Source organism: Duganella sacchari, assembly GCF_900143065.1.
Classification (GTDB): Bacteria; Pseudomonadota; Gammaproteobacteria; order Burkholderiales; family Burkholderiaceae_D; genus Rugamonas; species Rugamonas sacchari.
On the sequence record NZ_FRCX01000001.1, the window covers coordinates 111487 to 126107 of the forward strand.

Here is a 14621-nt window from a genome sequence, read left to right on the forward strand (position 1 = left end):
TCTGGAATATACTGAGCCAGACTTCGGAATTTCCATAGGCACAAAGCGATGCGCTTCGACCTGACTGACTTGCAGCTATTTATCCATGTCGCCGAAAGCGGCAGCATCACGGCTGGTGCGCAGCTGTCGCATCTGGCGCTGCCATCGGCCAGCGCGCGCATACGCGGCATGGAAGAAGCGCTCAACGTGCCGCTGCTGGAACGCGGCCGCCGCGGCGCCGAGCCCACCGAAGCGGGCCGCACGCTGTTGCAGCATGCCCGTAACATCCTGCGCCAGGTCAGCGATATGCAGGCCGATCTCGCGCAGTTTGCCACCGGCCTCAAAGGCCAGGTGCGCCTGCTGTGCAATACCTCGGCCATGACCGAATTCCTGCCGGATGCACTGGCCAGCTTCCTCAAGGCGCATCCGCAACTGAGTATCAATCTGGAAGAACGCCTGAGCCGCGAAATCACGCGTGCCGTGGCGGACGGCGCTGCCGACATCGGCATCATCTCGGACGCCGTGGACCCTGGCGCGCTGCAGACCTTTCCCTTCCGCGACGATCCACTGGTGCTGGTCATGGCGCGCGGCCATCCGCTGGCGCACGCGCTTGGCCACAAGCGCCACATGGCGTTTGCCGATGCGCTGGATCATGACTTCATCGGCCTGGCCGGCGACAGCGCTTTCCAGCAGAACGCCAACGAACAGGCGGCACGGCTGGGCCGGCGCATTCACTGCAAGATCCGTCTGCTCAGCTTTGAAGCCGTGTGCCGCATGGCTGCCAGCGGCGCCGGCGTCGCCCTGTTGCCGGAAGCGGCCGCGCGCCGCAGCGGCAATGGTCTGCGCATGGTCAAGCTCACCGACGAATGGGCCGACCGCAAACTCCTGATCTGCGTCCGCGACGCCAGCACCCTGCCCGGCTATGCCCGCGAGCTGGTTGGCGCGCTGACAGAAAATCACCGCTAGCTAATCCACGTCCGGCGCCCAGTTGATCGGGCCGATGTGCCCCGAGTGCAGCAACGTCATGCCAGGCGTGGCGGTACGCACCTTGGCCTTGACCTCTTTGGCGGGACGGTCGTATGGCGCCGGGTCGCCCGGCACAAAACTCATGGTACGCACCAGTACATCGCCAGTCAGCAGCTCCACCACGCAGCGCGAGCCACGCTGTATCGCCTTCTTTTGGCGGATGACCTGGTTGACCTCTTCCTGCGCCTGTTCCTGCTGTACCTGCGCCGCCTTCATGGCCAGCGATATCTTCGCCACCTGGCGCAGCGACGGGCCGACCGCTTCCGCCATCTTGTGGAACAGCGGCTCCTGCTCTGGCGTCAGCGTGACTTCGCGCTTGCGCACGCGCGTCGCCAGCGTCAGATAATTACGGACCTCGGTCTGGCTGGTGATCGCATCCATCTCGGCCTTGCGCTTGTCGGCCTCGCGCGCCGCGTGCTGCACCTTGGGCTGCAGCTCGGCGATCTTCTTGTCGAATTTGGCAGTATCCGGCACCAGCGGATACAGCAGCATCTCGTTCTGTTTGCGCGGGCCGGCGTGAAGAATCTCGATCTTGCGCGCCGCGATGGCGCAGCCCTCGGCCACCTTGATGACCACTTCCTCGGCCATGATCTCGCAGTTGCTCGCCTCGCCGATCACCACACGCGTACCCGAGATGATGCAGCTCTCCGCACGCGTCAGCGCGATCTCGCCGCGTTTGGTTTGCAGCACCGCGCCGGAAGCCACGCCCTGCACGCGTATCGCGCCATCGGCATTGGTGGCGGTACCGCCCATCAGATTTTTACTCAGCACGATATCGCCGCCGCGCGACACGATATTCCCGAACACATCGCCGTGGATGGTGATGTTGCCGCCTTCGACCACGCGCTGTTCCTGCACGTCGCCAAACTCCTCGTACTCGCCGGTGAGTTGCAGATTGCCCGTGGTGCGCGCGCTCACGCCCTCGCGGCTGATGATCTTGGGGCCGATCGACAAACGCTTGCTGCCGGGGTCCACGCTCAAAAAGCCTTCGACTGCGGAGACCAGGTATTCCACGCCTTTGACCGTTTCGATCAGCGTGCCTTCACCGGACACCGAAGTCAGCTCGATATCCTTGGGCACAGGCGGCTCCAGCACCAGTCCGGACAGCTCGTAGCCGCGCACGCCCGGTGCACGCGGCACCTTGCGCAGCAGCTTGACGTGCGGTTTCACCTGCGGGAAGCGGTTCTGGAACGTCTGCCAATCCAGCCGGCCATCACCCTTCTCCTTGGGCGCATTGCTGCGGTGGATATCCTGCGACACTTCCACGATGGTAGCGTCCTTGCCTGGCGTCGCATTCAGGCGCCGCGCCACAATCATGCGCGCCAGCCGCCCGCTCAGGATCACATCGCGCACTGCCGGCGCATCGATGCCGAAGCGGATGCCCTTGACCCACATGTCGGAAACGAATTCGTCGAAGTTCAGGCGCGCTGGCTGCGGCGGCATGTCCGGCACTTCAAAGAACACCGGCTCGAAGTAATACTCCGCCTCGCCGTTGATGATCTTGACGTTTTTGTACAAGGCGCGGCGTGGCGCGTGGAACGGCTCTATGCTGTCGGCAAAGCGCAGCAAAGGCTTGTTCTTCAAGGTGTCCGGCAGATCGGGGCCGACGTTGTACAGCATCTTGCTGAACACCGCGTAATCCAGGCCGGTGAAGTAGGAGCTGCTGAGGAAAATCTGGCTGACGGCGGACAGGCAGGACACCGCCGCCGCATCCGCAGCGAAAAAGATGCCGTCGGCCCGCCTGACGATCGCTGCAGGCAGATCGCCTTCCGCAGTTTGTTCCAGCGCCGTAGCGTCGTCTGACACAGTGCTATCCCCAGGAAGATGTACGTCGGAAGCCCGCCGTAGCAAGCGCCCTTCACTTTTTGATGTTAGCCCAAGATTAGCATGTTAAGCCGGGCTTGCGCCAGCCGCTTCAAGGGGACGCAGGCCGCAAGTGCGGGTTCAGGTGCCAGTCCAGTGAACCCTGGCTATCGGCAAACAACAACTCGCCGCCGGTCGGCGTGCCGCGCAGGCGCGCCTTGATATCCTTGGGCTGCAGTTGGCGCAGTGCCGTGGTGTCGGCGGCAAACGGCATGGTGCGGACCATGGTGTCGCCGCTGACCATGTGCAGACCGCAGCGCGAAATGCCGGCCGCTTCCACCTTCTGCTCGATCACGCGCGCCAGCCGGTCCTGCAGCAGCTTGATCTGGGTCTGGCCGACCTGCAGCTCCTGTTGCAGCTTCTGTATGGATTTCATTTCCTCTGCCACGGCACCGGCGATCTTGCGCAGATGCTGGCCCTGTTCCGGCGTCAGCACCAGTTCCTGCGTACGCAGCTTGGCGGCCAGCGCCAGGTAGCGGCGCACGTCCGGCAGCGCCGAGATGCGGTTCAATTCCTGCTCGCTGGCCTGGTTGGCCTGGACAAAGGCGGCGATACGCATGTCCAGTTCAGCGATCTCCTGATCGAACTGGGTCACGTCCTTGACCAGCACATAAATCATCATCTCGGTGCGGCGGCGCGGGCCGGCGCTTTCCACTTCGACGTTACGGCCGGCGATGGCGCAGCCCTCCGCCACTTCCACGATCACCTCGTCGCCGATGATCTCGCAGTTGGAGGCCTCCTCCACCTTGACGCGGCTGCCCGAGATCACGCAGTTCTCGGCGCGGCTGATGGTGATGGCGCCGTTGGCCGCATAGATCACCGAGTTGGACGCCACGCCAGCGATGTTGATATTCCCGGCGGCGTTATGCACGCTGCCGCTGACCAGGTTCTTGTCCAGTACCACCGTGCCGCCACGCGAATGGATATTCCCATAGACGTTGCCATGCACCGTGATATCGCTGCCCGTGAGGTCGCGCTGCTCCTGCACATCGCCATATTCCTCATACGCGCCGGCCAGTTGCAGATTGCCCGTGGTACGGCCGCTCACGCCTTCCAGGCTGATGATCTTGTCGGTGATGGAGATGCGGTTGGACTTGGCGTCCACGCTGAGAAAACCTTCGCGCGTCGAGACCAGGTATTCGCCGTCCTCGAACAGCTTGGCCTCGGTGCCTTCTCCAGACAGGAAGCGCAGCGTCAGATCCTTGGGCGGCTCCGGGTCGGTCTTGCGCCCTGCCAGGTCAAAGCCCGGCAGGCCGGGCACCGGCGGCAGCTTTTTCAGCAGCCGCATATGCGCCTTGATTTGCGGGAAGCGGTTCTGGAAGCTTTGCAGGTCGATGCGGCCATCCGGCCGCGCCTTGGGCGCATCGCTGCGGTGCAGTTCGGACGACACTTCCACCACCGTGGCATCCTGGCCCGGCTCCGGTTCCAGGTCGCTGGCAAAGGTAATGCGGTCGGCCTTGGTCGACGCCATCGCCGCCTTCACCGCCGCCACATCGATGCCGAAGTGGATGCCCTTGTTCCACATATCGGCGATGAACTCGTCGATATCGAGCGCCACGGGGCGCTCGGGAATCACGGTGCCGTCGGGCAGCGTCACCTCTTCCAGGTAAAGCTGCTGGAAGTAGTACTCGGCGTAGGACAGGCTCACTTTCGGATTTTTGTACAGCGACAGGCGGCCGGCGTCGAACACCCGCACATCGTCGGCCAGGCGCAATGCCTGCTGGCTGCCGGTGTCCGGCCCCACCCCGTACAGCGCCTTGATCAGGACCGGGTAATCGAGGCCGATGAAATACCAGCCCGACTGAAAGACGTGCGTGACCGCAGCCACCAGCGCCGGTTTGCTCATCCCAAGATCAATGTAAATTCCGTCCGCCAGCTTACCCAAACCAATAGGCAATGCCGGGCCGGAGGCTTCTGGCCCCTCGCCTGCGGCTGGCGCTGCGGATGCAACGTCTTGAACCACGGTCTTCCTCCAAACGGCACGCTCGGGCCGGAAGGCGTTGCGTGTGATTAATTAATCTTACACGCAGACCATAGAAAAAGAAGGAAATTCTGTGACTAAAACGGCACAACTGTGAAAATATTGATACAAACCAATACTAATCAAATAATAATGGTGCCGTTTTATTATGGTTAATTGCCAGGCAATTAACGACGGGGGGGATTGGCGTACAGGTCCTGGCCCACTTCGTTGATCTGGCGGCGCAGATCACGGCGTTCGTCCGGCGTCATGCGGCCGACGCGGCGGCTCATTTCCGCATTGCGGCTGGCTTCCTGCATGGCGCGGCGCTGTTCCTCGGCGCGCGCTTCGTAGGTGCGCGTATCGATCTGACGCTGTTCGCTGCTTGGACGCTGCTCGGTGCGCTGACCGCCTTGCTGATGCTGCGGCACCTCGCGGCGCGAGCCGTCAGGGCCTTCAGCGCGGGCGATGCCGGTGCTGATCAAACCGCAGCATAAAAGCGCGGAAGCCAGGGAGGATCGAACGCAAAAAGATGCGCTAGCTGCCGCGGATTTTTTTTTGTGATCGATGAACATGGCGTTCCTAAAAAACTGATTCTATGCCCGCAGTGTATGATGCTTTGCCTGAGGGGGTAAGGCTAAATGGGTAAAGTTTGTAACACTTTGTAATGGGTTATCTTGCGTTCGTATTCGCAGGACGAATATGACGTTACCATAGCAACATGAATAAGACAATTCTGGCAGCCAAATGACTAGCACAACGACTGAATCCGGCAACAACAACGCCAACGCGCAAGGCCACGCGGCCAAGATTATGGTAGTGGACGACGACGTCCGCCTGCGCGATCTGCTGCGCCGCTACCTCACCGAACAAGGCTTCAACGTCTTCACCGCAGAAAGCGCCACGGCCATGAACAAGCTGTGGCTGCGCGAGCGCTACGACCTGCTGGTGCTGGACCTGATGCTGCCTGGCGAAGACGGCCTGTCGATCTGCCGCCGCCTGCGCGGCGCCGGCGACCAGACGCCGATCATCATGCTGACCGCCAAAGGCGAGGACGTGGACCGCATCGTCGGCCTGGAAATGGGCGCGGATGACTACCTGCCCAAGCCCTTCAACCCGCGCGAGCTGGTGGCCCGCATCGGCGCCGTGCTGCGCCGCCGTGGTCCGGATGAAATCCCGGGCGCGCCATCGGAAACCCCGCAAACCTTCGAGTTCGGCCAGTTCGTGCTGGACCTGGGCACGCGCACGCTGAAGAAGAACGGCGAGACCGTACCGCTGACCACCGGCGAATTCTCGGTGCTCAAAGTGTTCGCGCGCCACGCGCGCCAGCCGCTGTCGCGCGAGAAGCTCATGGAACTGGCGCGCGGCCGCGAGTACGAAGTATTCGACCGCAGCCTGGACGTGCAGATCTCGCGCCTGCGCAAGCTCATCGAACCCGATCCATCCAGCCCGCTGTACATCCAGACCGTATGGGGCCTGGGTTACGTCTTCATTCCGGAGGGCCAGCCGCGCTAAGGCGCGGGCGCGTTCATGAAGTTGCCGTCGAAGCTACCCTTTGGCCTCCGCATCGCCAGCCTCAAAAGCGGATTATTCTGGCGCACCTTCTTCCTGCTCGGGGCGCTGACCACCACCAGTATGACGGCCTGGGTCGGCATGATCAGCGTGGTGCAGCACGAGCCGCAGGTGCAGCAGATTTCCTCGCAGGTGATCTCGGTGGTCACCATCACCCACGCCGCCCTCACCCACTCCGCGCCCGAACTGCGGCGCGAGCTGCTGTTCGAGCTGGTGTCGAACGAGGGTATCCGCGTGTTCCCGCTCGAGGACGACGACAAGGTCGAACCGCCGGCCGACAACGCGCTGATGCCGGACATCGAAAAGCTGGTCAAGGCCAAGCTGGGGGCGGACACGCGCTTCTCGTCCAAGGTGAATGGCGTGGCCGGCTTCTGGGTCAGCTTCAATATCGACGACGACCAGTACTGGCTGATGCTCGAGCGCGAACGCATCCGCGGCCTGACCGGCATCCAGTGGCTGGGCTGGGCCAGCGTGGTGTCGGTGGTATCGCTGCTGGGCGCCGCCTTCATTTCCAGCCTGATTAACCTGCCGCTGCGCCGCCTGACACAGGCCACGCGCGACTTCGCCCAGGGCAAGCGCCCGGCGCCGCTGCCGGAAAAAGGCCCGCTTGAAATCCTCGAAGCCAATCGCAGCTTCAACCAGATGGTGGACGACCTGCAGCAGGTGGAGTCCGACCGCGCCGTAATCCTGGCCGGCATCTCGCATGACCTGCGCACACCGCTGGCGCGCATGCAGCTGGAGGTAGAGATGGCCAATCTGTCGCAGGAAGCGCGCGAGGGCATGCAGTCGGACATCGGCCAGATGGACGCCATCATCGGCCAGTTCCTCGACTACGCCAAACCGACCGAGGCGGCCAGCTTTATCAATGTCGACATCAGCGAACTGCTGACGGATACGGCGCACGAAGCCGCGCGCTTGCCCGATGTGCGGATCGGCACCGACATCGCGCCAGGCGCGCACGCCATGGGCAATGCCACCGACATCAAGCGCGTCATCAACAACCTGATCGAGAACGCCCGCCGCTACGGCAAAACGCCAGGCGCGGACTACACCGAAATCGACATCAAGTGCAGCGTCAAAGGCATGCATGCTGCCAAACGCGTGACCATCGAAGTCCAGGACCATGGCAGCGGCGTGCCGCCGGAGCACATCGAGCAGCTGCTCAAGCCCTTCACCCGGCTCGACGAGGCGCGCAGCCAGGCCAACGGCGCAGGCCTGGGACTGGCGATTGTCGACCGCGTCATCACGCGCCATGGCGCCGAACTGCATGTGCGCAACCGCGAAGGCGGCGGCCTGCTGATCCAGATTGTCATGAAAGGCCTGTAATGCGCCGTACCCTCGTTTGCGCCGCGCTGCTCGGCGTGGCCACCATCGTCCATGCCGCGCGCCCTGCGCCGCCAGCCGTGCAGCAGCGCGAGCCGACCGCCGATGAACGCAATGCCTTTGACGAGTACTATCGAGAACAAGTACCGCCACGCGTCAGCGGCGGACCATCGCTGTTTGCCCCCGTCTTCGACATCCAGCGCCGGCGCGGCCAGCCATGGCAGGTGATTGCGCGTGTGGATTCGTCGCCGCGCCACTACACGCCGGAGCTGTGCCGCCAGGTCCGCACCAGCTACATCTATGACGCCAAGGCGCCCAAGGGACAGCGCTGGTCGCCGTCGGCAGCAGCGCCGGAATGGTATGTGTGGCTGGCGACACCCAAGGTCATCTGCACCGCAGCGCAATACACGGTGCGTATGGACCCAGCCGTATCGAACGAGGACGCCACCGCGCTGCTGCGCCAGCATCGCGAACTGCTGCAGCGCGCACGCCTGCTGTTTGCGGGGAATTCCGGCTGCGCGCGCCAGCGCTCGCTGACCTTCCGCTTTGCCGCAATGGCGCCGGCGCCGCCCGCCAACGGCGCTCCCGCCATGGTCGGCATGGTATTCGAGAGCGACCGTGACACGCGGGTACACGTCGCCGTCCGCAAGCACCGCGGCGAATACGCCGCGTGGAATGTCAACTGTGCTGAGGGTGCTGCAGGTTGATGGGATGGTCAGGCGCTTCCAGCAGCTTGGTCAGCAGCAGCTCGGTGGAACCATAGCCGTACAGCGAGTCCGCTTCCAGCCCGGGGGTATCGTAGGGCACGGACTCTTCGCGCTCCGAGCGGCCCGGATCGCTGTCCGAATACGTCACGCGCCAGGCGCGCTTGAGCGCATCGGCGCGGCGCAGGAATTGCGGCACCGGCCACATGGCCGGGTCCCACACGGCGATATCGCCAAGCACGCGCCAGTGGCCGCTGGCCAGCGCCATGTCGCCGCAACGCAGCACCTTGACCGCATCCTGCGGCTGCAGGGTATTCAGCTCTTCCACCGACGGCAAGCGCGTCAGTTTGGGACCGAACAGATAGGCGAGCAGGATTTTGCTGCCAGGCGTCATGCGCGCGACCAGGCCCCAACCATAGCCGCCGTCCAGCAATGGCACGGCAAACCAGCTCCCCTCTTGATACGACTGCTTCATTCCAACCCTTTCATCAGCACCGGGCGGTGCAAGTCCGCAGTGTAGCGGCGCCGCGCAAAACACGGCGCACGGCACTGCTGCGGCGAGCCTTGATGACAACTGTGTTACACTGGCGCCTCGCTAGGGGTCCTGGAAACGCATTTCCGGGTGAGAGATACCCTTCGTACCTGATCTGGATAATGCCAGCGAAGGAAAGCGCAAAAGTGGTTCTCCCCTCCTTTGATGGCTCTCTTCGCCGGCCTCCAGCCGAACAAGTAGAGAGCAGATATGTCCACACCAAACTTTGCAGTGTCCGCCATCGCATTGGCGGTTTTACAGGCTATGTCCGGCGCCGCGCGCGCTGAAGCCGTTGCCCCGGCCGCAGCCCCAGACCAAACCATGCCGGAAGTCGTCGTCAGCGGCGTCAAGGTCCGCGCCAGCTCGGCCAGCGTGGCCGGCTTCTCCAACGCGCCGCTGCTGGAAACGCCAGCGTCGGTCAGCGTGCTGAACGCGCAGCAGATGCTGGACCTGCAAATCCGCTCCACCACCGATGCCGCCAAATTCGACGCCAGCCTGAGCGACGCCTACAACGCCGTCGGCTACGCTGAACAGTTCTCCATCCGCGGCTTTAAACTGGACAACGCCTCGAGCTACCGCAAGGACGGCATGGCGATTGCCGGCGACACCCAGATCCCGCTGGAAAACAAGGAACAGCTGGAAGTGCTGAAAGGCTTGTCCGGCCTGCAGTCCGGCGTCTCCGCGCCCGGTGGCGTCATCAACTTTGTCACCAAGCGCCCGACCGATACGCCGCTGCGCACCGTGGTATTGGAAACCCGCGAACGCGGCACGCTGTATGGCGCGGTCGATCTGGGCGGACGCTTTGAGGACAGCCGCTTCGGCTACCGCATCAACGCTGCCGCCGAGCGCCTGCGTTCCTACATCAAGGGCGCCGACGGCAACCGCAAATTCGTCTCGGCCGCTTTCGACTGGCGCATCTCGCCGCAAGCGCTGCTGCAGGTGGATGCCGACTACCAGCGCAAATCGCAGATCACCGCGCCGGGCTACCAGTTGCTCAACAATGCCACGCTGCCCAACGTCCCTGCTGACCAGCTGCTGAACGACCAGCCATGGACCCGTCCCGTGGAAACCACCAGCAGCAACGTCGGCGTCCGCTTCGACTACAAGTTCTCGCCGGATTGGGCCGCCACCATCAGCGCCAACCAGCACAACTTCAAGCGCGACGACTACACGGCCTTCCCTTACGGCTGCGGCGCACAGGACCTGTATCCCGGTTTCTGCGGCAATGGCGACTATGACGTCTACAACTACATCAGCAAAGGCGAAAAGAAATCGCCGCTGACCGCGCAGGCGCTGCTGCAGGGCCGCTTTGCCACCGGCGCGCTGCAGCATGAACTGACCGCCGGCGCATCGTTCTTCAAGAACAGCGAAAAATGGGGCGACTACCTGTACGACTACTCGGGCACCAGCAACATCTATCGCCCGGTGGTGGTGACGCCGGCGCCAGGCGATAGCGGCCCGGTCACCGAACGCCGCAGCGACAATGAACGCGGCCTGTTCGCCCAGGACATCCTGAGCCTCAACCAGCAACTCAAGCTGCATGCGGGCGCACGTTACGCGCAGGTCAAGCGCGACGAATACGTGGGCGTCGATGCCGGCAAGGTACTGCCCTATGCCCACACCGACGTCGGCTTCTGGCTGCCAAACCTCGCGCTGGTGTACAACGTGCGTCCCAACGTAGCGACCTATGTGTCGTACGCCCAGGGACTGGAGCATGGCGGCGTCGCGCCGATGGGCACGGCGAACCAGCGCCGCGCACTGGAGCCGGGCAAATCGAAGCAGGTGGAAGTGGGTGTGAAGGCGGACATTCGCCCGGACCTGAGCGCCAGCGTATCGCTGTTCCAGATCCGCAAGGGCCTGGAGTACACGGACGCCGCCAACACCTTCGTGCGCAATGGCGAAGCGCAGAACCGTGGCCTGGAGATGGCGCTGGCCGGCCGTGTCACGCCTGAACTGCTGGTCGGCGTATCAGCCACCGCGCTGAACACCCAGCAAAGCGGCACCGGTTCGGCTACGCTGGACGGCAAGCGCGTCACCGATGTGGCAGCGTTCAAATCTTCCCTGTACGCGAAGTATGCGGTGCCGCAGGTGCGTGGCCTGGATGTGGCGGCCAACTGGGTCTACAGCAGCAAGAAAGCCTTTGACGCCGCCAACACCGTGTTCGTGCCAAGCTATCACGTGATGAACCTGAGCGCTTCATATGCGACCCGCATCGGCGATGTGGCCACCACGCTGCGCGCCAACGTCGACAACGCCTTCGACAAGTTCTACTGGCGCGATGTGACGCCGGATCTGGGTGGTTATCTGATGCCGGGCGCCTCGCGCACCTTCCGCGTCTCGGCGCAGTTCGACCTTTAAAGCCGCGACAGCGCGTCCGCAACCTGCGCGACGCGCTGCTCGATGCTGCCGCTTACCGGCACGTAGGGAATACCGCGTGCCGTCAACTCTTGGTTCAGCATGCGGTTGATGATAATGCTGACCTCTTCATTCTCGCGCATCAGGCCATCCGCTTGCCATGGGATGTCGGCGGCCGTCACCAGCGTGAGGTCGTAATCCTGCAGATGCGCATCCGCCAGCGGCGCCAGCTGCGCATCAATCCCGCCAAAATAATGGCGGCTGTACACCGCCGTCATCAACGGCGTGGTGTCGCAAAACAGATAGCGCTGCGCTGCCAGCGCGGCCATGTTCTCGCGTTCGCGCTGCACGCGGGCGATATGGAACTGGTCCGCGTCCACCGGCACACGGCCGGCGGCGTCGACAAACTCGCGCAGATATTCAGGCACCCACAGCGTGCCATAGCGCTTGGCCAACGCGGCCGCCAGCGTGGTCTTGCCGGACGACGCTGTCCCCAGAATGGCAATGCGCTGCGGCCTCATTCCATCGCCAGCCGGCGGCCACCCGTGCCGGCGTCGCCGCTCCACGCGCGCAGACCGATAATCGCCATACCGACAAATACGCCGTACAGAATGGCCGTCAGGATCAGATGCTTGTGCAGGTACAGCGCCACATACAGGATATCGACGATGATCCAGACATGCCAGTTCTCGATCTTTTTACGCGACAGCAGCAGCTGACCGATCAGCGAACCTGCGGTCAGGAAGCCATCCGAACTGGGTACATCGGTATCAGTGTAGGTTTTGAGGAACCAGGCCAGCACGCCGAAGCCCGCCAGCCACGCAGCACCGGCGATCCAGCGGCCGCGCGCGTCCAGCGCGGTAACGGGCAGCTTCTCATGGCGGTCGTCCCCATGCAGCCATTGATACCAGCCGAAGATGGAGACAGTGATGAACACCAGTTGCAAGCCCATGTCGCCATACAGCCGCGAACCGTAGAACACCAGACCATAGGTGGCGGACGAAATGATGGCAAACAGCCAGCCCCAGTGGCTCTGGCGTATGTTCAACCACACCGTCGCCACCGACAGCAGGAACGACAGCAGCTCCAGCGGGGTCGTGGCGAATACGGCCAGGTGCAATGGCATATTGGCGTAACTAAGCAGGAGCGTCAGTGCGTTCATTTTTTAGGGTACTTGATCGTCATCTCTTTGAGGAGATTATCGGCGTGATCCACTTCCGCCATCACCCACAGCATATAACGAATATCCAGATGAATGGCGCGGGTGATATCGCGGTCGAAGTACCAGTCCTTGGTGATGGACTCGTAGGTCGAATCGAAGTTTAGGCCAATCAGCTCGCCATTCCTGTTCATGACCGCCGAACCGGAGTTGCCGCCGGTGGTGTCAGTACTGGTCAGGAAGTCCACCGGTACGGTGCCCAGCACAGGATCCTTGAACTTGCCATAGCGCTTGGCCTTGATGGCTTCCAGCAGATTGGCCGGTGCGTCGAATGGTGCCTTGCCAGTATTCTTCTCGACGATGCCTTCGACGGTGGTGAACGGGCCTTTGGTGATGCCGTCCTTCGGCGAGTACGGCGATACAGTGCCATAGGTCACGCGCAGCGTCGAATTCGCATCCGGATACACTGGCTTGCCCTGCGATTTCTTCCATGCGATAACCGCCGCCATATATTGCGGGATCACGCGTTCCAGATTGCCGTCCAGTTCCTTGCGGCGCTCCTTCAGCGCTTGCGACACGCCGTCGATCTTCACCGCCAGCTTGAGGAAGGCATCATCCGACGCGGCGACCGCAGCGCCATCCTTGCCCACCCACGACAGGCGCTGGGCGGTGTCGCCCAGTTGCGATTGCGCGTACAGCGCCGGCACGCTGTCCACCGGCGGAAGCAAGGCATCCAGGCCGGTCATGTGCATGGATTTCGGCAGTTTGGCATAGCGCTGCAGGGCTGCGATAAAACGCGCCTGATCCACGCTGCCCACATACGACTGCTCCAGGCGGTTCAGGCGGGCCTTGATGAAGGCCAGGTCGCGCTGCTGGTAGCCGCTTTCACGCTCCGCATCCGGCTTGGCGCTTTCCTGCGCCAGGCGGTACAGGGTGGTGCCGGATTTCAGCAAGTCGCTGGTGGTGGCGACGCTGTGGCCGAACTCCTCATCGCTCAGGGCGATGTCGGCGGCGATCAGCGCATCCAGCTCCGTCAGCAGATTCTTGTTACCGCCAGACTGTTTTGCGTACCAGGCGCGGAACTCGGCGTCCTGCACATCCTTGATGGCGGCGATGTCCTTGCGCGCAAAGCCGTCCATCAGGCCGCGCGTTTTCTTCATCACGTTGTTGAGGCTCTTGACCACGCTGGCGTAACGCACGGAGTTGGCTTCGTTGTCCCTGGTCGACGCAGCAATCACGTCCAGGTCCGACTGGATCTCGCCAGCCTTGGCCGGATAGGCAGCGTCGCGCGCGTAGCGGATTTCCGACGGCAGCTTGTAGCGGCTGGTGCGCCCAGGGTAGCCGGCCAGCAGCACCGGATCGCCATTCTTCAGGCCTTCAGCCGACACTACCAGGAAGTCCTTGGATTTGTACGGCACGTTGTCCGGCGACGGATCGGCCGGGCGGCCGTCCTTGCCCACGTAAGCGCGCAGGAAGGAATAGTCGCCGACATGGCGCGGCCATTCGTAGTTATCGATATCGCCGCCAAAGTCGCCCAGCGAGTTGGCTGGCGCATAGACCAGGCGCACGTCGCGTATCATCATCTGCCGGATGCGGTAGTACTCCAGGCCACGGTGGAAGGCCGGCACCGAGCAGCGGTAGAACTTGTCGCTTTCGCATTCGGCGATCAGCGACTTGATGTTTTTCTCGACCGCTTCGTTGCGCTGCTTGCCGCTCATGGCCGGCGTAATGTCCTTCAGCACGCGGCTGGTGACGTTTTCCACCTTGTCGGTCACGTACACCAGCGTGTTCGGGCCGCCCGGCAGTTCTGCTGCGCGGGTCTTGGCCAGGAAGCCGTTGGCGATGTAATTGTGTTCAGGGGTCGAGTTGCGCTGAATGGCGCCATACGCGCAATGGTGATTGGTCACCACCAGGCCGGCGTCCGACACAAACGAAGCCGAACAGCCGCCCAGCGACACGATGGCGCTCATCGGATGTTTGGACAGATCCGCCAGCTTCTGCGCCGGAATGGCGATGCCGACGCGTTTCAGTTCGGATTTCAATTGCGGCAGCTGGTACGGCTGCCATTGACCTTCGTCCGCTTGTACACTTGTGACGCACAGCAGCGCGGCTGGAATAACTAATTTTTTTAACAAGATATGGCCCCTG

General features: G+C 62.9%; 12 protein-coding genes and 1 riboswitch. Of the genes, 5 read left to right on the forward strand and 7 right to left on the reverse strand.

The features are described 5' to 3' along the window. Window positions 1–48 precede the first annotated feature (48 nt). Window positions 49–945 (forward strand): LysR family transcriptional regulator, encoded by an 897-nt coding sequence (locus tag BUA36_RS00575; protein WP_072780518.1) that lies wholly within the window; start codon window positions 49–51, stop codon window positions 943–945. Here BUA36_RS00575 and BUA36_RS00580 read toward each other — a convergent pair whose 3' ends face one another. The 3 genes from BUA36_RS00580 to BUA36_RS00590 form a co-directional block, all read right to left on the reverse strand. Then, on the reverse strand, window positions 946–2811 hold the full coding sequence (locus tag BUA36_RS00580) for a flagellar assembly protein A (RefSeq protein ID WP_229255576.1): 1866 nt from the start codon (window positions 2809–2811) through the stop codon (window positions 946–948). Window positions 2812–2920: 109 nt separating this feature from the next. After that, window positions 2921–4714: a flagellar assembly protein A gene (locus BUA36_RS00585; protein WP_084559930.1), complete on the reverse strand. Its 1794-nt coding sequence runs from the start codon at window positions 4712–4714 to the stop codon at window positions 2921–2923. 302 nt (window positions 4715–5016) lie between these two features. Next, complete coding sequence (locus BUA36_RS00590; protein WP_229255577.1) at window positions 5017–5313, reverse strand: hypothetical protein; 297 nt, start codon at window positions 5311–5313, stop codon at window positions 5017–5019. A 262-nt stretch (window positions 5314–5575) separates the two neighbouring features. On the opposite strand from BUA36_RS00590, the gene ompR reads away from it, so the two are divergent. From ompR to BUA36_RS00605, 3 genes are read left to right on the forward strand one after another with little or no spacing between them, the layout of a single operon-like run. Continuing rightward, a complete protein-coding gene (ompR, locus tag BUA36_RS00595; protein ID WP_072780521.1) occupies window positions 5576–6343 on the forward strand; it encodes an osmolarity response regulator transcription factor OmpR in 768 nt (255 codons plus the stop codon). A 15-nt stretch (window positions 6344–6358) separates the two neighbouring features. Then, window positions 6359–7726, forward strand: coding sequence for an ATP-binding protein (locus BUA36_RS00600; RefSeq protein WP_072780522.1), 1368 nt, complete (start codon window positions 6359–6361; stop codon window positions 7724–7726). Beyond that, entirely contained in the window at window positions 7726–8430 is a 705-nt protein-coding gene (locus tag BUA36_RS00605) for a hypothetical protein (protein WP_072780524.1), read from the forward strand. The genes BUA36_RS00600 and BUA36_RS00605 overlap by 1 nt, the downstream gene beginning before the upstream one ends. Here the strand turns inward: BUA36_RS00605 and BUA36_RS00610 are convergent. Continuing rightward, entirely contained in the window at window positions 8402–8902 is a 501-nt protein-coding gene (locus BUA36_RS00610; protein ID WP_072780525.1) for an Imm26 family immunity protein, read from the reverse strand. The two genes, BUA36_RS00605 and BUA36_RS00610, sit on opposite strands and share 29 nt — an antisense overlap. A gap of 112 nt (window positions 8903–9014) precedes the next feature. Beyond that, window positions 9015–9113, forward strand: a riboswitch (TPP riboswitch). Between the two features lie 56 nt (window positions 9114–9169). Here BUA36_RS00610 and BUA36_RS00615 point away from each other — a divergent pair. Then, window positions 9170–11317: a TonB-dependent siderophore receptor gene (locus BUA36_RS00615; RefSeq protein ID WP_072780527.1), complete on the forward strand. Its 2148-nt coding sequence runs from the start codon at window positions 9170–9172 to the stop codon at window positions 11315–11317. On the opposite strand, the gene BUA36_RS00620 is transcribed toward BUA36_RS00615, so the two are convergent. The 3 genes from BUA36_RS00620 to BUA36_RS00630 are packed head-to-tail and all read right to left on the reverse strand — an operon-like array spanning window position 11314 to window position 14608. Next, window positions 11314–11835, reverse strand: coding sequence for an AAA family ATPase (locus BUA36_RS00620; RefSeq protein WP_072780528.1), 522 nt, complete (start codon window positions 11833–11835; stop codon window positions 11314–11316). The genes BUA36_RS00615 and BUA36_RS00620 overlap by 4 nt on opposite strands. Beyond that, window positions 11832–12476, reverse strand: a complete 645-nt coding sequence (gene pnuC, locus BUA36_RS00625; protein WP_229255578.1) for a nicotinamide riboside transporter PnuC — start codon at window positions 12474–12476, stop codon at window positions 11832–11834. Before pnuC ends, BUA36_RS00620 begins: the two co-directional genes overlap by 4 nt. Next, window positions 12473–14608 carry a S46 family peptidase gene (locus tag BUA36_RS00630; RefSeq protein ID WP_072780530.1) on the reverse strand — a complete coding sequence of 712 codons (2136 nt, stop codon included), beginning with the start codon at window positions 14606–14608 and terminating at the stop codon, window positions 12473–12475. Before BUA36_RS00630 ends, pnuC begins: the two co-directional genes overlap by 4 nt. Window positions 14609–14621: the final 13 nt, after the last annotated feature.

Excerpts from the sequence above, each read along its gene's own strand:
- ompR (WP_072780521.1), top strand. The coding sequence starts at position 5,576 with ATGACTAGCACAACGACTGAATCCGGCAACAACAACGCCAACGCGCAA.
- BUA36_RS00615 (WP_072780527.1), top strand. The coding sequence starts at position 9,170 with ATGTCCACACCAAACTTTGCAGTGTCCGCCATCGCATTGGCGGTTTTA.
- BUA36_RS00605 (WP_072780524.1), top strand. The coding sequence starts at position 7,726 with ATGCGCCGTACCCTCGTTTGCGCCGCGCTGCTCGGCGTGGCCACCATC.
- BUA36_RS00610 (WP_072780525.1), bottom strand. The coding sequence starts at position 8,902 with ATGAAGCAGTCGTATCAAGAGGGGAGCTGGTTTGCCGTGCCATTGCTG.
- BUA36_RS00585 (WP_084559930.1), bottom strand. The coding sequence starts at position 4,714 with ATGAGCAAACCGGCGCTGGTGGCTGCGGTCACGCACGTCTTTCAGTCG.
- BUA36_RS00620 (WP_072780528.1), bottom strand. The coding sequence starts at position 11,835 with ATGAGGCCGCAGCGCATTGCCATTCTGGGGACAGCGTCGTCCGGCAAG.
- BUA36_RS00575 (WP_072780518.1), top strand. The coding sequence starts at position 49 with ATGCGCTTCGACCTGACTGACTTGCAGCTATTTATCCATGTCGCCGAA.
- pnuC (WP_229255578.1), bottom strand. The coding sequence starts at position 12,476 with ATGAACGCACTGACGCTCCTGCTTAGTTACGCCAATATGCCATTGCAC.
- BUA36_RS00600 (WP_072780522.1), top strand. The coding sequence starts at position 6,359 with ATGAAGTTGCCGTCGAAGCTACCCTTTGGCCTCCGCATCGCCAGCCTC.